The following is a 19,594-nucleotide window of genomic DNA, read 5'->3' as shown; positions in this document are numbered from 1 at the left end:
CTTCGCTATACGCGTGCGGAGCCGTTCAATCCAACCTATTCCGCTGGAGCGTGCACGCCCGACGGCGCCGGGCGCCCGCGCAACCGGTCGATCAGCAGATAGATCACCGGCGTGGTGTAGAGCGTCAGGATCTGCGACACGAACAGGCCGCCGATGATCGTGATGCCGAGCGGCCGCCGCAGCTCGGTGCCCGGGCCGGTTGCAATGACCAGCGGAATGCCGGCGAACAGCGCGGCCATGGTCGTCATCAGGATCGGGCGGAAGCGCGCGCGGCAGGCCTCGAAGATCGCATCCCGCGACGACAGGCCCTGATGCCGCTCGGCCTCGAGCGCGAAGTCGACCATCATGATGCCGTTCTTCTTGACGATGCCGATCAAGAGGATGATGCCGACAAAGGCGATCACGGTCAGCGGCGTGTTGGTGACCTGCAACGCCAGCAAGGCGCCGAGGCCGGCCGACGGCAAGGTCGAGATGATCGTGATCGGATGCGCCAGGCTCTCATAGAGCACGCCGAGCACGATATACATCGCGACCAGCGCGCCGAGGATCAGCAGCGGCTGCCGCCCGCTGGTCTTGTTGAAGTCGCCGGCATTGCCGTCGAAGCTGCCGCGAATGCCTTCGGGCATATGCAGTCCGTCGACCGCCTGCTGGATGTTCGTGGTCGCGACCTCCAGCGGCACGTCCGGCAGCAGGTTGAACGACACCGTGGTCGAGGGGAAGCCGCCGGAGTGATAGACCGCGAGCGCCGACAGTCCGCGCTGGTAGTGCACGAGCGCCGACAGCGGCACCTGCACGTCATTGGCGCCGGCGACGTAGATGCGCTCGAGATTCGACGGGTCGCTCTGGAATTTCGGATCGATCTCGAGCACCACCACGTACTGGTTGCGCTGGGTGTAGATGTACGAGATCTGCCGCTGCGAGAACGCGTTGTTGAGCGCGTTGTCGATATCCTGCACGCGGACGCCGAGGCTGGAGGCGATCTTGCGGTCGATCACGAGGTTGAGCTGCAGTCCGCCGGGATCGCGGTCGGCGGAGACATCGGTGATGCCCTCCACCGTCTCCATGCGCTTGGCGACGAGCGGCGCCCATTTCTGCAACAGGTCGAGATCGGTCGAGGCGAGCGTGTACTGGTAGTCGGAATCGCTCTGCCGGCCGCCGGTGCGGATGTCCTGGGCGGCGAACATGAACAGGCGGATGCCCGGCACCATGAACAGATTACGGCGCAGCCGGTCGATCACCTGGGCGGTCGACAGGCCTCCTCGTTCGTCCGGCGGCTTTAGGCTGATGAACATGGTCCCGCGATTGGAGGTGGCGCCCCCCGGGCCGCCGCCGGAGCCGACCGACGAGCCGATGCCGGCGACCGCGGGGTCCGCCATCACGATGTCGGCGAGCCGCTGCTGCAAACCGAGCATCGATTGGAACGAGATGTCGGCGGAAGCGCGGGTCGCCCCGATCACGAAGCCGCTGTCGTCGGTCGGGAAATAGGCCTTCGGCGTCTTGACGTACAGCACCACCGTCAGCGCGACGGTGGCGAAGAACACCACCAGGGTCAGGAAGGGATAGCCGAGCACGATGCGCAGGGTCGACGCATAGAACGCCACGACCCGCGACAGCGTGCCCTCGATGACGCGGTCGTACCAGGTGGCGCGATCCGAGGTCGCCTCCTTGATGTAGTGCGCGCAGATCATCGGCGTGATCGTCACCGACACCAGGGTCGACACGATGATGGCAAACGTCAGGGTCAGCGAGAATTCGCGCAGCAGGCGGCCGACGATCCCGTCCATGAAGATCAGCGGCGTGAAGGCCGCGATCAGCGACAGCGAGATCGACAGCACCGTGAAGCCTATCTGCTTGGCGCCCTCGACCGCCGCCGGATATGGCGCCATGCCCTGCTCGAGATTGCGGTACATGTTCTCGATCATCACGATGGCGTCGTCGACCACGAAGCCGACGGAGATCGCGAGCGCCATCAGCGACAGATTGTCGATCGAGAAGCCGGCAAGCCACATCCCGGCGCAGGTGCCGGCCAGCGCCAGCGGCACCGAGACGCCGGCGGCGATCGTCGGTACGATCCTGCGCAGGAACACGAACACCACGACCATCACGAGCATGGCGGTCGCGAGCAGCGTGAACTGCATGTCCTGGACGCTGGCGCGGATCGTTCCGGTACGATCGACCAGGGTCGAGATCTCGACGCCGGCCGGGATCCACTGCTTCAGTTCCGGCAGCATCCTGCGAACGCCGTCAACGGTGTCGATGACGTTGGCGTCGCCCTGCTTGGTGATCTGGATCAGCACCGCGGGCTGCTTGTTGAACCAGGCGATCGAGCGCGAGTTGCGGACGGAATCCTCGACCTCGGCAACATCCGAGAGGCGGACGAAATTGCCGTTCGAACTCTTGATGACGATATCGCGGAACTCGGCCGCGGTGCGCATCTGCTTGTTGATCGAAAGCGTCTCGCTCAGCCGGTCGCCATTGAAGATGCCGACGGGGCCCAGCGGATTGGCATTGATGATCGCAAGCCGGACGTCGTCGGTCGCGATCCCGGCATTCGCCAGCGACACCGGATTGAGCGCGATGCGCACCGCCGGCTGGTCGGCGCCGCTGACCGTCACCTCGCCGACACCAGGCACCTGCGAGATGCGCTGCGCCAGCACGGTGTCGGCGACGTCGTATATCGCGCTGGTCGAGATCGTCTTCGAGGTCAGCGCCAGCACGAACACGGGTGCCGCGGCCGGATTGGCCTTGCGGAACTTGGGTAGCGACGGCAGGTCGCTGGGTAGATCGGCGAGCGAGGCGTTGATCGCGGCCTGCACGTCGCGTGCGGCGCGGTCGATGTTGCGGCCGATCGAGAACTGCACCTGGATGCTGGTGGTGCCGAGCGAACTCGTCGAGGTGATCTGGTCGACGCCCGAAATGGTGCCGAGCTTGCGCTCCAGCGGCGCCGCGACCGTCGCGGCCATCACCGAGGGATCGGCGCCAGGCCGCGACGCCGACACCCGGATGGTCGGGAAGTCGACATTCGGGACCGACGAGACCGGCAGGAATTCGTAGGCGACGATCCCGACCAGGAACAGCCCGATCGCCAGCAAGGTGGTGCCCACCGGCCGGCGAATGAAGGGCTCGGAGATCGAGATCACTGCATGCCCTCGGTGGCGCCCGCGATCGGCGGGCCGCTGGGACCGGGCTCAGGCACGGCCCGCTCGATCCGGCGGTTGAGCCGGTCGAGCGCGAGATAGATCACCGGCGTGGTGTAGAGCGTCAGCAGCTGGCTCAGCAGCAGGCCGCCGATGATCGAGATGCCGAGCGGGAAGCGCAGCTCGGCGCCGGTGCCGCTTTCGATCGCGAGCGGCAGCGCGCCGAACAGCGCTGCCAGCGTCGTCATCATGATCGGCCGGAACCGCAACAGGCAGGCCTGCACGATCGCGTCATAGGACGACATGCCCTGATGCCGCTCGGCCTCCAGCGCGAAGTCGATCATCATGATCGCGTTCTTCTTGACGATGCCCATCAAGAGGATGATGCCGATCAGGCCGATCACCGAGAGGTCCTGCCCGCACAGCATCAACGCCAGGATGGCGCCGACGCCGGCCGAGGGCAGCGTCGACAGGATCGTGATCGGATGGATGTAGCTCTCATAGAGCACGCCGAGCACGATGTAGATCGTGATGATCGCCGCCAGGATCAGCCAGGGCTGTCCGGCCAGCGAGCGCGCGAATTCGGCGGCATCGCCGGAATAGATGCCGACGATGCTGCCGGGCATTCCGATCCGGGTCTCGATCGCCTTCACCGCCTCGACCGCGTCGCCGAGCGCCTCGCCCGGCGCCAGGTTGAAACTGAGCGAGACCGACGGGAATTGCGCTTGGTGCGAGATCGCAAGCGGCGCCGTGGTGCGGACCAGCGTCGCCACCGCCGACAGCGGCACCTGCGCGCCGTTCGCACCGGGGAGAGATAGAGCTTGTCGAGGATCGAGGGATCGCGCTGATACATCGGCAACGCCTCGAGCACCACGCGGTACTGGTTGGCCTGGCCGTAGATCGTCGAGATCTGCCGCTGCGCGAAGGCGTCGTTCAACGTGTCGGTGACGCCTTGTAAGCTGACGCCGAGCTGGCCGGCGCGCTGGCGGTTGATGTCGAGCGCCGCACGCAGCCCGCCATCCTGCGCCTCCGACGAGACATCGCGGAAGATCGGATCGCGCCGCATCTCGGCGACCAGCTTCTGCGACCATTGCGAGACCTCGGCGGCATCGGTCGCGGTCAGCGTGTACTGGTATTGCGAGCGGCTCGCCTGGGTCGAGATCTGCACGTCCTGCACCGGCTGGAAGTAGACGGTCATGCCGGGGACCGTTGCGATCTTCTGCTTCAGCCGCTCGATCACCTTGACGACGCCGTCACGTCGCTGGTCGAGCGGCTTCAGCGTCATCACCAGACGGCCGACATTGGTGGTCGGATTGACCGAGCCGGCGCCGATCACCGAGACCACGCCGACCACGTCGGGGTCGGCCTTGATGAGGTCGGAGACCGCGCTCTGGCGGCGCTGCATCTCGGCGAACGAAACGTCGGGGCCGGCCTCGGTCACCGCCGTGATCGAGGACGTGTCCTGCAGCGGCAGGAAGCCCTTCGGTGCCAGCACATACATGATGAGCGTCAGCGCGATGGTCGCGAACGTCACCAGCAGCGTCGCGCGCTGGCGCTGCAGCACCCAGAGCAGCGTGCGATGATAGAATTCCACCATGCGGTCGATGAAGCGGCTGACTGCGGCAAGGCCTGGGACCGCCATCTCCTCATGGATGTTCTTGAGCAGCCGCGAGCACATCATCGGCGTCAGCGTCAAGGATACGATCGCCGAGGTCACGACCGCGATCGTCAATGTCAGCGCGAATTCGCGGAACATGCGGCCGACCAGGCCGGACATGAACAATAGCGGGATGAACACCGCGATCAGCGACACCGTCAGCGAGATCACGGTGAAGCCGATTTCGCTGGCGCCCCTCAGCGAGGCCTCCATCACCGTCTCGCCGCCTTCCATGTGGCGGACGATGTTCTCGATCATCACGATGGCGTCGTCGACCACGAAACCGGTTCCGATGGTCAGCGCCATCAGCGACAGATTGTCGAGGCTGAAGCCCGCGAAATACATGACGCCGAAGCTCGTGATCAGCGACAGCGGCAGCGCGACGCCGGCGATCAGGGTCGCGCGTAGCGATCGCAGGAACAGGAGCACCACCAGCGTCACCAGCACCACGCTCAGGATCAGCGTGAACTGCACGTCGTGGACCGAAGCGCGGATCGTCACGGTGCGGTCGGAGACGACGGTCAGCTTGACGCCGGCCGGGACGGCCCGTTGCAGCCGCGGGATTTCGCCGCGGATCTGCTTGACGACGTCGATGACGTTGGCGCCGGGCTGGCGCTGGATATCGATGATGACGGCCGGCGTGCCCTGGTACCAGCCGCCGGTGCGATCGTTCTCGAGCCCGTCGACGATCTGAGCGACATCGCCGATCGTCACCGGCGAGCCGTTGCGATAGGCGATGATGATCGGCCGGTAGGCGTCGGCCGCGGCGATCTGGTCGTTGGCGGCGATGGTGTAGGATTGCTGGGCGCCGTCGAGCGAGCCCTTCGGCCCCGACACGTTGGCGCCGGCGATCGCGTTGCGCAGATCCTCCATCGCGATGCCATAGGCCGCAAGCCGCGCCAGGTCGGCCTGCACGCGCACCGCGGGCTTCAATCCCCCGAGGATCGAGACCCGGCCGACGCCGGAAATCTGGCTCAGGCGTTGACCCAGGATGGTATCGGCAAGATCGCTCATCGCCCGCAGCGAGATCGTGTCCGAGGTCAGCGCCAGGGTCATGACGGGCGCGTCGGCCGGGTTCACCTTGGCGTAGACAGGCGGGTACGGCAGCGTCTTCGGCAGAATGCCGGCCGCGGCATTGATCGCGGCCTGGACGTCCTGCGTGGCACCGTCGATGTCGCGGTTGAGGTCGAACTGCAGCGAGATCTGGCTGACGCCGAACGAGCTGGTCGAGTTCATCGACGACAGCGACGGGATCTGCCCGAGCTGCCGCTCCAGCGGCGCCGTGATCAGCGAGGCCACCACGTCGGGGCTCGCGCCCGGCAGTTGCGTCGTCACCTGCACGGTCGGGAAGTCGACCTGCGGCAGCGCCGAGACCGGCAATGCCCAATAGCCCAGCGCGCCGCCGATCATCAGGGCGATGCCGAGCAGCGAGGTGGCGATCGGCCGGCGGATGAACGGTTCGGAGACGCTCATGGTTGCGTGCTCGCTGTTAGGTCGGACATTACGAAGTCAGGATTCCGGTCATGGCTGCGCCTTCGGCGCGCCGCCCGACTGTTCGCTCCCCGCCGCCGGCGCGGGCGCCGGTCCGGTCTGCCCCTTCTGATCGCCCTCGCTGTGGTCGCGCCGGCCGCGATGCTCGCCGCCCTGCCCATCCTGCTTGGCGTCCTTGCTCTGGTCCTTGCTCCGCCCCTCGCCTTGCGCCCCGCGCTTGCCGTCCGGAGTACGGCTGCGCGTGCGCGGCGCGAGATCGGCCGCCGGCGGCCCGTCGTCCTTGCCGACCACGACCTTGGAGCCATCAGCGAGATTGGCAAAGCCCGTCGTCACGACGCGGTCCGACGTGGTCAGGCCGCTGGCGATGACGGCTTCATGCTCGTTCTGCTGCGTGACCGTGACCGGCTTGGCGGTGACGGTATTGTCCGCGCCGATCACATAGCTGAACGTCCCGGCCGGGCCGCGCTGCACCGCCGAGGTCGGCACCACGATTGCCTGCGGCAAGGTCTCGACCTTGAGCCGGACATTGACGAACTGGCCGGGCCAGAGCTGGTAGCTGGCATTCGCGAGTTCGGCTTTCAGTTTCAGCGTGCCGGTGGTCGGATCGACCTGGTTGTCGATGCCGGTGAGCTTGCCGGTATCGACCACGGTGACGCCATCGTTGCCGAACACGTCGACCGCGAGCTGGCCCTTCGCCGCCGCGGCGTTGACCCGCATGATCTGCTGCTGCGGCAGGCTGAACCACACCGCGATCGGCTGCAGCTGGGTCAGGATCACGAGCCCGGTGGTATCGGAGGCGTGGATGATATTGCCCTGGTCGACCTGGCGCAGGCCGGCACGGCCGGAGATTGGCGCGACGATCTTGGTGTAGCCGAGCGTGGCGCGCGCATTGTCGAATTGGGCTTGGTCGGCCTTGATGACGGCCTCCTGCTGCGCGACCAGCGCACGCTGTGTGTCGGCCTGCTGCTTGGAGCCCGCGTTGGTGGCAGCGAGCTGCTCGTAGCGGGTGAGGTCGATCTTCTGATTAGCGAGCAGCGCTTCGTCCTTGGCTTTCGTGGCCAACGCCTGGTCGTATTGCGCCTGATAAATCGCAGGATCGATCTCGCCCAGCACGTCGTCCTTCTTGACGTCCTGGCCCTCGACGAAATTCACCTTGAGCAGCTTGCCGTCGACCTGCGAGCGCACCGTCACGGTGTTGAGCGCCTTCACCGAGCCGACGCCGTCGAGATAGACCGGCACGTCCTGCACACGCGGCGTGGCCGCGAGCACCGGGACCGGCAGATCGGGCCGCGCGCCCGCGCCGCGCCCGCCGCCTCCGCCTTGCTTGGGCTGGAAAGCGAGCCAACCGAGGTAGCCGAGCCCGCCGAGGATCACGAGCGTGATGAGCAGGGACACCATGCGTCCAAGCAGGCGCGAGACCAGGCTCCGCTTGCGTGAGGCTGAGGTTTTCTCGTCGTCCGTCGAGTCGGGCTTAAAGAGCATCGACCGGTCTTTCCATCTTCGGTTCCCAGCCGCCCCCCAAGGCCTGATACAGGCTCACGATCGCCAACAGCCGGGCCAGCTGGGCCTGGGAATAAGCGTCTTCCGCCTGGAATAGGGTCAGCTGCGTGTTTAGCACAGTTACGATGTCGGCGGTGCCGGCCTTGAGCTGCTGCTCGGCCAGGTCGAAGGCACGTCGCGACGACGACAGCACGTCGCGCTGCAACTGCAGCCGCCGCGTGGTCTCGCGGATCGCGACCAGCGCGTTGTCGACATCGGTGAACGACTGCACGACCGTCTTGCGATAGGTCTGCAGCAGCTCATCCTGCCGCGCCTTTGCGTTCTCGAAATTGCCGAGGATCCGGCCGCCGTCGAAGATCGGCTGGGTCATGCCGCCGACCAGATTGAAGAAGGCCGCATGCGGCTGGAACAGCGAGACCAGCGCCTGGCTTTGATAGCCACCCGTCCCGGTCAGCTGGATGCTCGGGAAGAACTGCGCCCGCGCACTGCCGACATTGGCGGTGGCGGATGCGAGCTGCGCCTCCTGCCTGCGGATATCGGGACGCTGGGTGAGCAATTCGGAGGGCAAGCCTGGCGTGACGCGCGGGATCGCGACGGAGTTGAGCGAGCCGCCGGCAACGCGTACGCTCTCCGGCGGCCGCGACACCAGCACTGCGAGCGCGTTGATGTTCTGGTCGAGCGTCTGCCGCAGCGGCGGCACCAACGCGCGCTGGTTGGCCAGCACGCTCTCCTGCTGTGCGACATCGAGATCGGAGCCGGTACCGGCCTTGAAGCGATCCCGGATCGCGTTGAGGATGCGCTCGGCGCTGGCGATATTGCGCTGTGCGGTACGCAGCCGGTCCTGGGTGGCAAGCACCGTGAAATAGGCGTTGGCGACGCTCGCCAGCGTGGTCAGCGCCACCACCTCGCGGTCGAACCGGTTGGCGACGGCGGTCTCCTCCGCCGCCTGCGCGGCATCGCGATTCTGGCCCCAGAAGTCGAGCTGGTAGCTCGCGCTCAGCGATGCGCCGTAGTTCACCACCTCGCGCCCGCCGTTGGTGAGACCACTTGCGCTGGAGCCGGAGGTGCGTGAATAGGTTTCAGACCCGTTGAGATTGACGGTCGGCAGCAGCGCCGCACCCGCCTGCCGCGCCAGCGCGTCGGCCTGCCGGAAGCGCGCCACGGCCGCGGCGATGTCGAGGTTGACGGTCTGCGCCTCCTCCATCAGCTGCGTCAGCTCCTTGGAGCGGAAGCCTCGCCACCAGTCGAGCGTGGGTAGCGCGTCGCCCGGCCGGCCCAGCCGCGCAGCCTTGTAGCCCTGCGGTACGTCGAGCGCCGGATCGGGGATGTCCTGGGTCAGAATGCAGCCGGCGGAGGCCGCGACCAGGCCGAGCGCGACCAACGAGCGTCCCACGAGCCGTCGCATGCGGACGGCGAGGCCGAACCGGCCTCCAGGCACCATCACGGACGCGGGCTGGGTCACACCCATTCTCCGCCGAAGCCAGACTTCGCCCGTGGCGCACGAACGACGCGGTCAGCAATGGTCTGGGTGACGTGCACGGGGTAATGCTTCCAATGGAACCTGGCTGTCCCATCCTACCCTTGGGAAGATAGGGCGGACAGCCCTGTCACGATTGCGCGACGTCGCATCACAAGCGATTCGCGGCTACCCGGAATGCCGACTTTTCCCTATTTTTACGGCATTTCCGCGCGCTTCAGACCGGTGCCGGAAGGCGTCATTCTTACAAAGATTTCATGGGGATTTCTCGGCCCTGTTGCTCCGAATCCGCAACATGCGCCGGAGCGACAACGATCTCGCTGCGCCAGGCGACGCCTCGTCAGGCCTTGACTTGGTCGATCGCGCGCAACTGACGCAAAAGCGCCGGCCGCAGAACGATTCTGCCAGACGACCGGTCCGCGGCAAAACAGCCTCCTCATATGGTGCGCGCCAATCGGGTTCAGCGTGGTGACCCGCCATTTGCCGCAGTGCAAAAGCCCTTCCCTTTTTCGATCAGCACACTAGGTTCGCCGCAAGCAAGACACAGACCGGCAAAGAAATTCCCCGACATGGCATTCAACAAAGACGTCATTGAAGCGATCGGCAACACCCCCCTCATCAAGCTGAAACGCGCATCCGAACTGACCGGCTGCACCATTCTCGGCAAGGCCGAATTCATGAATCCCGGCCAGTCGGTGAAGGATCGCGCCGGCAAGGGGATGATCCTGGAGGCCGAAAAGCGCGGCGATCTGAAGCCCGGCGGGCTGGTGGTCGAATCGACCGCGGGCAATACCGGCATCGGACTTGCGGTCGTAGCCAGTGCGCGGGGCTACCGCACCCTGATCGTCATTCCGGAGACGCAGAGCCAGGAAAAGAAGGACATGTTGCGCCTGTGCGGGGCCGAGCTCGTCGAGGCGCCGGCGCTGCCCTACTCCAATCCGAACAACTATCAGCATCTCGGCAGGCGTCTCGCCGAGCAGCTGCGCAAGACCGAGCCGAACGGCGTGCTGTTCGCCGACCAGTGGAACAACCTCGACAATCCTAAGGCACATTACGACTCGACGGGACCGGAGATCTGGCAGCAGACCAACGGCAAGGTGGATGGCTTCATCTGCTCGGTCGGCACCGGCGGCACGCTGGCCGGCATCAGCCGCTATTTGAAGGAAAAGAACAAGGACGTCGTCACCGCTTGCGCCGATCCGCACGGCTTTGCGATGTACGAGCTGTTCAAGAACGGCCAGGTCAAATCGACGCCGGGCGACTCGATCACCGAAGGCATCGGCCTCGGACGCAAGACGCCGGTGATCGAGACAGCGAACGTCGACGATGCGTTCCTGGTCTCCGACGAGGAAGCCGTGACCATCATCTACGAGCTACTGGAGCACGAGGGCCTCTGCCTCGGCGGGTCGACCGGCGTCAACATCGCGGGCGCGATCCAGCTCGCCAAGCAGCTCGGCCCCGGCAAGACCATCGTCACCATTCTGTGCGACTCCGGCAACCGCTATCAGTCCAAGCTGTTCAACCCGGCCTTCATGCGTTCGAAGAATCTGCCGGTCCCGGAATGGCTGGAAAAGCGCAGCAAGATCGAGCTGCCGTTCGTCTGACGAACGACGTCCCCGCAAACGTCATTGCGAGGAGCTATTGCGACGAAGCAATCCATGCTTCCGACGCGGATGATTGGATTGCTTCGCTCCGCTCGCAATGACAGCGGAAATCACCGCAATATCTGGCTCAGGAACAGCTTCGACCGCGCATGCTGCGGGTTGGCGAAGAATTCCTGCGGCGTGTTCGACTCGATGATCTGACCGGCGTCCATGAACACGACGCGGTTGGCGACCTCGCGGGCAAAGCCCATTTCGTGGGTTACGACCAGCATGGTCATGCCCTCCCTGGCGAGATCGACCATGGTGTCGAGCACCTCCTTGACCATTTCCGGGTCGAGCGCCGAGGTCGGCTCGTCGAACAGCATCACCTTCGGGTTCATGGTCAGCGCGCGGGCGATCGCGACGCGCTGCTGCTGACCGCCCGACATCTGGCCGGGAAACTTGTTGGCCTGATGCGGGATCTTGACCCGCTCGAGGAACTTCATCGCGGCCGCCTCGGCATCCTTCTTCGGGATGTTGCGCACCCAGATCGGCGCCAGCGTGCAATTGTCGAGCACGGTGAGATGCGGGAACAGGTTGAAGCTCTGAAACACCATACCGACCTCGCGCCGCACCTCGTCGACCCGGCGCAGGTTCGGGCCGAGCTCGATGCCGTCGACCACGATCTCGCCCTCCTGGAATTCCTCCAGCGCGTTGATGCAGCGGATCAGGGTCGACTTGCCCGAGCCGGACGGGCCGCAGATCACAATGCGCTCACCCTTGCCGACCTCAAGGTTGATGTCGCGCAACACGTGGAAGTCGCCGTACCATTTGTTGAGCGCGGAAATGTTGACGATCGGGGTTGTGGACATGGTGACCTTGTTCAGTGGCGGCGGTGAGCGTTGAGCCGATGTTCGACGAACAGCGAGTAGCGCGACATTCCGAAGCAGAACACGAAATAGATCATTCCCGCAAAGGCGAAGCCGGTAAAGGCCGTCGTAGGCGTCGACCAGTTCGGGTCCGAGAACGATGCCCGCAGGGAACCCAATAGATCGAACAGCGCCACGATCGACACAAGCGAGGTGTCCTTGAACAGCGAGATGAAGCTGTTGACGATGCCGGGAATGACGTAGCGCAGCGCCTGCGGCAGCACGATCAGCGACGTCGTCTTCCACCAGGACAGGCCGAGCGCCGATGCGGCTTCGGCCTGCCCGCGCGCCACCGCAGCTAAGCCGCCCCTGATCACCTCCGCCATATAGGCGCCGGTAAAGATCGCCACGCCGATCAGGGCACGCAACAGCCCGTCGACGGCGAAATTGCCCGGCACGAACAGCGGCAGCATGTAGGTCGCGAAGAACAGCACGGTGATCAGCGGCACGCCGCGCCAGAATTCGATGAAGGCGATCGAGAATATCCGGATCAGCGGGATGCTGGAGCGGCGGCCGAGCGCGAGCGCAATCCCGATCGGCATCGAGGCAACGATGCCGGTGATCGCGATCACCAGCGTCACCAGGAGGCCGCCCCACAGTCGCGTGTCGACGATGGGAAGGCCGCCGCGATAGAGCCCCATCAGCTTGATGCCAACGGCTATCCCGGCAAACGTCAGCAGGCTGCCGATCAGCGCTCTGCGGCCGGTCCGCATGCCGCCTTCGAGCACAAACAGCACGGCGGAGACGATCACGGCGGTGACCAGGAAATCGCCCCAGACCGGCAGCGACGAGAGCTGCAACTGGTCGCGCAGCCAGGTCAGCGGAAAGATCAACCAATGGATCAGCAAGCCGACCAGGACAAGCACCTTGCCCAGTGCCCATGGCAGCGGGGCGATCGCCGAGCTCTTGCTGAGATTGACCAGCAGATCGCCGGCGCCGCCTACGCTCTGCTCGAACAGCTGCAACACGCCGGCGGTCCAACTCACGCCGAAGCCCGCGATGCCGCCGCCATGCAGCAGGAAGAACGCCACCACCGGAAATGCGAAGAAGAACAGGCCGGAGTTGATGCCCTTGGCCGGCAGGCGCGGCATCAGCAGCGGCAGCAACAACGCGGCGCCGAGCCCATAGGTCAGATTGACCCGCCAGCGCTGCGCTTCCGGATAGAAGCCATAGATCAGCTGCGTCAGCTTGGCCTCAATATAGGGCCAGCAGGCACCGACCTCGTGCCCCGCCTTTTCGGCGAGGCAAGCGGTGCGATCCTTGCCGGCCCAGACCGCGTCGACCAGAAGGAACTTGACCGTCGGGACAACGATGTACCAGGCCAGCAATAGCCCGAGGATCGTGAGCAGGATGTTGCCCGGCGAATTCAGCAGCCGCGTTCGCAGGAAGCCGATGAAGCCGGTGGTCTTGGCCGGCGCCGCACGCTCGGCGACCAGATCCTGCCGGACAAAGGACGGGGCGGACAGATCGGTCATGCCGCCATGCTCCGGTTGATGCGCCAGCCATAGACGCTCATCAGCGCGCTCGTCGCGAGCGAGAGCAGCAGGTAGACGCCCATCGTCATGGCGATGATCTCGATCGCCTGCCCGGTCTGGCTCACCGCGGTGCCGGCAAACACCGAGACCAGGTCCGGATAGCCGATCGCCACCGCCAGCGACGAATTCTTGGTGAGATTGAGGTACTGGCTGGTCAGCGGCGGCACGATGACCCGCATCGCCTGCGGCACCACGATCAGGCGCAGCGTCGCGGCGCGGCTGAGGCCGAGCGACGCGCCTGCCTCCATCTGTCCCTTGTGGACCGACATGACGCCGGCGCGGACGATCTCGGCGATGAAGGCCGCCGTGTAGGTCGACAACGCGACCGTCAGCGCGACGAATTCGGGGATGACCCGCGCGCCGCCGGCGAAGTTGAAGCCTTTCAGCTGCGGCAGCTCGAACTTCAACGGCCAACCGAAGATCAGCATGGAGACCAGCGGCAGACCTATCAGGCAACCCAGCACATAGGGCCAGATCCGGATCATCTGGCCGCGCTGGAACAGGGCGCGCCGCGCGTGGTGCCGCAAGCCCAGCGCCACGACGATGCCGACCGCGAGCGCGGCCAGGAACGGATAGAGGCCTGGCTCACTGACCGGCAGCGGCACGATCAGGCCGCGATTGTTGAGGAAGAACGTACCGAGGATCGAGATGCTCTGCCGCGGCGCCGGCAGCGCCGCGAGCACAGCGAGGTACCAGAACAGGATCTGGAACAGGACCGGCAGGTTCCTGACGATCTCGACATAGATGCCGCCGATCCGCGACAGCAGCCAGTTCGGCGACAACCGGCACAGCGCCACGACGAAGCCGATCACGGTGGCAAAGACAATGCCGATCACCGAGACCAGGATCGTGTTCAACAAGCCGACGGAGAACACCCGCCAGTAGGTGTCGGAGTTGTTGTAGGCGATCAGGCTCTGATTGACGTCAAAGCCTGCATTGTAGTTGAGGAAGCCGAAGCCCGACGCAATGTGCTGGGTCTCCAGGTTCGTCCGCGCATTCGCCACGATCTCGTAGGCGATCCAGGCCAGGATCGCGGCGAAGGCAATCTGGGCGGCCAATCCGTTCCAGCCGGTCTTGCCGCCAAGCGCACGCTTCAGCCTGAGAGCAAATTGCAGCGGTGGTTTGCGGGGCGCGATGCTCATCGCGGCAGCCGTTGGCCGGACCGATCAACGGATCGGCGGCGCGTACTGGATCCCGCCCTTGTTCCAGAGATTGTTGACGCCACGGGCGATGCCGAGTGGCGAGCCGGTGCCGACATTGCGCTCGAAGGTCTCGCCGTAATTGCCGACCGCCTTGACGATGCGCACCACCCAATCCTTGGTCAGGCCGAGCTGCTCACCCAGATTGCCGTCGGTGCCGAGCACCCGCTTCATCTCCGGCTTGTCCGATTTGAGCATCGTGTCGACGTTCTTCTGGGTGATGCCAAGCTCCTCGGCATTGATCATCGCAAAGAGCGTCCACTTCACGATGTCGAACCACTGGTCGTCGCCGTGGCGCACCATCGGTCCCAGCGGCTCCTTGGAAATGATTTCCGGGAGCACGATGTGATCGGCGGGGTTGGCGAGCTTCAGACGGCTGGCATAGAGCCCGGAGGCGTCGTCGGTGAAGACGTCGCAGCGTCCTGACTCATAGGCTTTGACGGCTTCGTCGATGCTGCCGAATGCGATCACCTCGTACTTCATGTTGTTGCCCTTGAAGAAGTCGGCGAGGTTCTGCTCCGTCGTGGTGCCGGTCTGCACGCAGACCGACGCGCTGTTCAGTTCGAGCGCCGAATTGACCTTGAGCGACTTCTTCACCATGAAGCCCTGCCCGTCATAATAGGTCACGCCGGTGAAATTGGCGCCGAGCGAGGTATCGCGCGACACCGTCCAGGTGGTGTTGCGCGACAGCACGTCGATCTCGCCGGATTGCAGCGCGGTGAAGCGATCCTTGGCCGACAGCGGCACGAACTTGACCTTGGTCGGGTCGTCGAGCACCACGGCGGCAATGGCCCGGCACACGTCGACGTCGATCCCGGTCCAGTTCCCTTTGTCGTCCGGTGATGAAAAGCCAGGCAGGCCCTGGCTGACGCCGCAGGACAGCTGGCCCCGGTCCTTGACCGTCTTGAGGGTTTGCGCCGAGGCGGACTGAACCGACAAGGCAGCGGCAGCGGCAAGAAGGACAGCCAGGGATACGCGTTTCATGGGTAGGCCTTTCAGGGTCGTCCGTTGGACGTTTTGCTTTGCGATCGCCTCGCGTTCACGGGCCATCCCAATGATCCCTTGCAGCAAAAGATGCTGATCTGACAGTCAGTTTGACGTGCAAACCGGCCAGGCAACGGATCGTAGGTCGCGGCAGGCCCCTCAACGTGCGGCGACTGGTAGTTGCGGCGCATCACATAGCGACTGACGAGCCGGGTCAAGGGGTTGACGCACGTCTTCTACCTCTTGTTAGTAACACCTCCCGGCGTGGCCCTGTCTTCCCGACGCGGTACGGCTGCGGCAAAAAGTCTAAAATCTAACGGCAGCAAACCATGACCTCCTCCGACGGCTCCACGCCCTCCCGTCCGCACGACGCCGCGACCCGCCTGGTCACGGCCGGCCGCGACACCAAGGCCCAGAAGGGCTTCGTCAATCCGCCGGTGTTTCACGGCTCGACCGTGCTCTATCCGACCGCGGAAGACCTCCACGCCCATCGGGCCGAATTTACCTATGGCCGCCACGGCAGCCCGACCACGCGGGCGCTGCAGGACGTGCTGATGGCGCTGGAGGGCCCGCAATGCGCCGGCGTCGGCCTCGCCCCGTCGGGCCTCGCCGCGATCAGCACCACGCTGCTCGCCGTGCTGAAGGCCGGCGATCACCTGCTGGTGTGCGACAACGCGTATCGGCCGACCCGCAATTTCTGCGACAACATGCTGAAGCGCTACGGCATCGAGACCAGCTATTTCGATCCGCTGATCGGCGCCGGCATCGAGACGCTGTTCAAGCCGAATACCCGCGCGGTGCTGGTCGAGGCGCCCGGTTCGCAATCCTTCGAGATGCCCGACGTCCGCGCAATCTCGGCCGTGGCGCATGCCCGCGGCGCGCTCATGATCGACGACAACACCTGGGCGACGGCGCTCTATCACCGCTCGCTCGAACAGGGTGTCGACATCAGCATGCAGGCTGGCACGAAGTATATCGGCGGCCACTCCGACATCATGTTCGGCACCATCTCGGCCAATGCAAGGGCCTGGCCGCTGGTGCAGGAGGCGATCCGCCTGCTCGGCGTCTGCGCCGGCCCCGACGACGTCTATCTCGCGCTGCGCGGGGTCCGGACGCTGTCGGTGCGGTTGGCGCAGCACCACCGCTCCGGGCTCGAGATCGCACGCTGGCTTGCTGCGCGGCCCGAGGTCGCTCGTGTGCTGCACCCTGGCCTCGAGACCGATCCCGGGCATGCGATCTGGAAGCGCGACTTCACCGGCGCCTCCGGCCTGTTCAGCATCGTGCTGAAGCCCGTGCCGCAGACCGCGGTCGATGCGATGCTCAACGCGCTCACGCTGTTCGGCATGGGCTTTTCCTGGGGCGGCTTCGAAAGCCTCGCCATCCCGTTCGACTGCAGCGACTATCGCAGCGCGACCAAATGGTCGCCGGGCGGCCCGACGCTGCGGCTGCATATCGGACTCGAGAATCTCGACGACCTCAAGGCCGATCTCGATCGCGGTTTTGCCGCGTTGAAGGCCGCGCTCTGATCTTTCCACGCCGGCTGCGTTAGACGACATTAACCACGACCGACCGGCCAAGACGCTGCCGCCGCCGCGTTGCGACTAACGTCGCACGCGTTGCGCACGCACGATCTCCGGGATTCTGCGGAGATGCGACGCCGCCGATAACTCGCCGTTCACCATCCCCACCAATCCCTTAATTGTCCGGACCTTCCAGCAAGTTCCCTTATACTTTTGCGGCCGTACTGATGCTCCCGGGAAGGGCTGTCAGTGCCGCGAGGACGTGACTGCCCTGCGTTAAGGGCATTCAGACAATCGCATGAAGACGGCACGCATCGTGGTCCTCGGCATTGCCGGCGTCGCAGGCCTCGCGGCCATGTATCTCGCGAGCGTTGGCGATCGCAAACCGGCGCCGGTCGCGCCGCCAGTGGCACAACTACCGACCGTCGAGGTGCTGGTGGCGAAGTCCGATATCGGGCTCGGTCAGTCGGTCAAGCCCGAAGACGTGCAATGGCAGCGCTGGCCGGCCGAAACCGCGAGCAGCGCGTTCATCCGGCACGACACCAATGCCGACGCCATGAACGACGTCATCGGCTCGATCGCACGCGCTCCCTTCATCGTCGGCGAGCCGATCCGCGAGCAGAAGCTGGTCAAGGCCAATGGCAGCGGCTTCATGGCCGCGATCCTGCCCTCCGGCATGCGCGCGATCTCCACGGAAATCTCGCCGGAGACCGGCGCCGGCGGCTTCATCCTGCCCAACGACCGCGTCGACGTGATCCTGTCGCGACGCGACAAGAATCCCGATCAGCAACAGGGCAGCCGCGATATCATCACCACCGAAATCCTGCTGTCCAACGTCCGCGTGCTGGCGATCGACCAGGCGCCGAAAGAGAAGGACGGCAACAACTCCCTCATCGGCAAGACCGTGACCCTCGAGCTCAAGCCCGAACAGGCCGAGACGCTCGCGCGGGCACGGCAGAGCGGCACGCTGGCGCTGGCGCTGCGCAGCATCGCCGACGTCAACGAGAAGACCGACGAGACCAGAGATCAGGCCCCGAAGCGGGGCGAGAGCATTCGGGTGGTGCGTTTCGGCATCCCGAGCTCTCAGACGACACAGAAGTGATGGGGGCTTCGATATGACAATTGCTGCAAAACAACTGGCGAGGCGGACCACGCTGGTCCGCTCGCTGTCAGTCTCGGCGGTCGCCGCCCTGATGCTGATCCCTGCCCTCGCCAGCGCGACCGATCCCGACAAAAATGCGGACGTCGCGGTGACGAGCAGCATCGCCGCCAAGACGCGCTTCGTCTCGCTCGGCGTCGGCAAGTCGGTGGTGGTCGACCTGCCGCGCGAAGCCAAGGACGTCCTGGTCGCCGATCCCAAGATCGCCAACGCCGTGATCCGCTCGGCCCAGCGCGCCTATATCATTGGCGCGGCGGTCGGCCAGACCAATGTGGTTTTCTTCGACGCCGACGGCAACCAGGTCGCCTCCTACGACATCGCGATCAAGCGTGATCTCAACGGCATGCGTGCCGCGCTGAAGCAGATGCTGCCGGGCGTCCAGATCGAGGGCGTCGGCGAAAGCGTGGTGCTGACCGGCACGGTGGCGAGCCCGGTCGAGGCCCAGCAGGCCGGCGACATCGCAGCCAAGCTCGTCGGCGGCCCCGACAAGGTCGTCAACTCGATTGTGGTGCGCGGCCGCGACCAGGTAATGCTGAAGGTCACCGTCGCCGAAGTGCGGCGCGACGTCGTCAAGCAGCTCGGCGTCGATCTCAGTGCCAACATGAACTACGGCACCGCGGCGGTCGTCTTCAACAACACCAACGCCTTCACCGCCAACAACGGACCGCTCGCCAACAACATGCTGACCGGCGCGGCCCTGAACAAGCTCGGCGTGCCGACCGTCACCGCGACGCTGCGCGCGATGGAGAGCGCGGGCGTGGTGAAGACGCTGGCCGAGCCCAACCTCACGGCGATCTCCGGCGAGTCCGCGACCTTCGTGTCAGGCGGCGAGTTTCCCATTCCGACCGGCGTCACCTGTCAGACCTCGTCGACAGGCACGATCGGGAATTGCGTCCAGACCGTCAGCTTCAAGAAGTTCGGCATCTCGCTCAACTTCACCCCGGTGGTGCTGTCCGAGGGGCGCATCAGCCTGAAGGTGATGACCGAGGTGTCCGAAGTCTCGATGGACAACGCGTTGACCGGCGGCCAGGGCGGCACGACCATTCCCTCGATCAAGACCCGCCGTGCCGACACCACGCTGGAAGTGCCCTCCGGCGGCTCGATCGCGATGGCCGGATTGATCCAGGAGCAGACCAAGCAGGCCATCAACGGAATGCCTGGCGTCGATCAGATCCCGGTGCTCGGACAGCTATTCAGGAGCCAAGACTTCGTCAACAACGAGACCGAGCTCATGGTCATCGTGACGCCCTATGTGGTGCGCGCGGTCGCACAGAAGGAATTGTCGCGTCCCGATGACGGGTTCGCCCCGGCCTCCGACGCGCAGTCGGCGCTGCTGGCGCGCGTCAATCGCATCTACGGCGTTGCCGCCCGTGCCGAGCCGATCGGCGCCACGCCGGTCAATTTCGGCTTCATCATCGACTGA

Annotated in this window: 11 protein-coding genes and 1 pseudogene; 4 read left to right on the top strand and 8 right to left on the bottom strand. The window is 65.2% G+C overall.

What is annotated here, in order from left to right:
• Window positions 1–35: 35 nt before the first annotated feature.
• From ACVW1C_RS39995 to ACVW1C_RS39980, 4 genes and pseudogenes are all read right to left on the bottom strand, one after another.
• A complete protein-coding gene (locus ACVW1C_RS39995) occupies window positions 36–3,140 on the bottom strand; it encodes an efflux RND transporter permease subunit (protein WP_456762909.1) in 3,105 nt (1,034 codons plus the stop codon).
• A pseudogene (locus ACVW1C_RS39990) lies at window positions 3,137–6,267 on the bottom strand (efflux RND transporter permease subunit). Before ACVW1C_RS39990 ends, ACVW1C_RS39995 begins: the two are co-directional and overlap by 4 nt.
• Window positions 6,268–6,315: 48 nt before the next feature.
• A complete protein-coding gene (locus tag ACVW1C_RS39985) occupies window positions 6,316–7,767 on the bottom strand; it encodes an efflux RND transporter periplasmic adaptor subunit (RefSeq protein WP_456762908.1) in 1,452 nt (483 codons plus the stop codon).
• Complete coding sequence (locus ACVW1C_RS39980; protein ID WP_456762907.1) at window positions 7,757–9,253, bottom strand: efflux transporter outer membrane subunit; 1,497 nt, start codon at window positions 9,251–9,253, stop codon at window positions 7,757–7,759. Before ACVW1C_RS39980 ends, ACVW1C_RS39985 begins: the two co-directional genes overlap by 11 nt.
• 578 nt (window positions 9,254–9,831) lie before the next feature.
• Here ACVW1C_RS39980 and ACVW1C_RS39975 point away from each other — a divergent pair.
• Window positions 9,832–10,866 (top strand): cysteine synthase A, encoded by a 1,035-nt coding sequence (locus ACVW1C_RS39975; RefSeq protein WP_173642914.1) that lies wholly within the window; start codon window positions 9,832–9,834, stop codon window positions 10,864–10,866.
• A gap of 110 nt (window positions 10,867–10,976) precedes the next feature.
• Here ACVW1C_RS39975 and ACVW1C_RS39970 read toward each other — a convergent pair whose 3' ends face one another.
• From ACVW1C_RS39970 to ACVW1C_RS39955, 4 genes are read right to left on the bottom strand one after another with little or no spacing between them, the layout of a single operon-like run.
• Window positions 10,977–11,717, bottom strand: coding sequence for an amino acid ABC transporter ATP-binding protein (locus tag ACVW1C_RS39970; protein WP_166205262.1), 741 nt, complete (start codon window positions 11,715–11,717; stop codon window positions 10,977–10,979).
• Window positions 11,718–11,728: 11 nt separating this feature from the next.
• The gene (locus ACVW1C_RS39965) at window positions 11,729–13,249 is read right to left on the bottom strand and encodes an amino acid ABC transporter permease (RefSeq protein WP_456762906.1); all 1,521 of its coding nucleotides are present in this window, start codon (window positions 13,247–13,249) and stop codon (window positions 11,729–11,731) included.
• Complete coding sequence (locus ACVW1C_RS39960) at window positions 13,246–14,451, bottom strand: amino acid ABC transporter permease (protein ID WP_456762905.1); 1,206 nt, start codon at window positions 14,449–14,451, stop codon at window positions 13,246–13,248. Before ACVW1C_RS39960 ends, ACVW1C_RS39965 begins: the two co-directional genes overlap by 4 nt.
• A 24-nt stretch (window positions 14,452–14,475) precedes the next feature.
• Window positions 14,476–15,492, bottom strand: coding sequence for an amino acid ABC transporter substrate-binding protein (locus tag ACVW1C_RS39955; RefSeq protein ID WP_176531446.1), 1,017 nt, complete (start codon window positions 15,490–15,492; stop codon window positions 14,476–14,478).
• 329 nt (window positions 15,493–15,821) lie between these two features.
• Here ACVW1C_RS39955 and metC point away from each other — a divergent pair, with 329 nt between their 5' ends.
• The 3 genes from metC to ACVW1C_RS39940 all read left to right on the top strand — a co-directional run bounded on the left by metC (window position 15,822) and on the right by ACVW1C_RS39940 (window position 19,594).
• Complete coding sequence (gene metC, locus ACVW1C_RS39950) at window positions 15,822–17,018, top strand: cystathionine beta-lyase (protein ID WP_456762904.1); 1,197 nt, start codon at window positions 15,822–15,824, stop codon at window positions 17,016–17,018.
• A 292-nt stretch (window positions 17,019–17,310) separates the two neighbouring features.
• On the top strand, window positions 17,311–18,114 hold the full coding sequence (gene cpaB / locus ACVW1C_RS39945; protein WP_456762903.1) for a Flp pilus assembly protein CpaB: 804 nt from the start codon (window positions 17,311–17,313) through the stop codon (window positions 18,112–18,114).
• Window positions 18,115–18,127: 13 nt separating this feature from the next.
• Window positions 18,128–19,594, top strand: a complete 1,467-nt coding sequence (locus ACVW1C_RS39940) for a type II and III secretion system protein family protein (RefSeq protein WP_456762902.1) — start codon at window positions 18,128–18,130, stop codon at window positions 19,592–19,594.

The sequence above is a fragment of the Bradyrhizobium sp. USDA 4011 genome (assembly GCF_054063415.1).
Note: the sequence above shows the minus strand (reverse complement) of the source record. Positions and strands in the feature narration are given on the sequence as shown.

Coding starts and splice junctions, on each gene's coding strand:
- ACVW1C_RS39985 (WP_456762908.1), bottom strand. CDS start 7,767: ATGCTCTTTAAGCCCGACTCGACGGACGACGAGAAAACCTCAGCCTCA.
- ACVW1C_RS39980 (WP_456762907.1), bottom strand. CDS start 9,253: ATGGGTGTGACCCAGCCCGCGTCCGTGATGGTGCCTGGAGGCCGGTTC.
- ACVW1C_RS39975 (WP_173642914.1), top strand. CDS start 9,832: ATGGCATTCAACAAAGACGTCATTGAAGCGATCGGCAACACCCCCCTC.
- ACVW1C_RS39970 (WP_166205262.1), bottom strand. CDS start 11,717: ATGTCCACAACCCCGATCGTCAACATTTCCGCGCTCAACAAATGGTAC.
- ACVW1C_RS39965 (WP_456762906.1), bottom strand. CDS start 13,249: ATGACCGATCTGTCCGCCCCGTCCTTTGTCCGGCAGGATCTGGTCGCC.
- ACVW1C_RS39960 (WP_456762905.1), bottom strand. CDS start 14,451: ATGAGCATCGCGCCCCGCAAACCACCGCTGCAATTTGCTCTCAGGCTG.
- ACVW1C_RS39955 (WP_176531446.1), bottom strand. CDS start 15,492: ATGAAACGCGTATCCCTGGCTGTCCTTCTTGCCGCTGCCGCTGCCTTG.
- metC (WP_456762904.1), top strand. CDS start 15,822: ATGACCTCCTCCGACGGCTCCACGCCCTCCCGTCCGCACGACGCCGCG.
- cpaB (WP_456762903.1), top strand. CDS start 17,311: ATGAAGACGGCACGCATCGTGGTCCTCGGCATTGCCGGCGTCGCAGGC.
- ACVW1C_RS39940 (WP_456762902.1), top strand. CDS start 18,128: ATGACAATTGCTGCAAAACAACTGGCGAGGCGGACCACGCTGGTCCGC.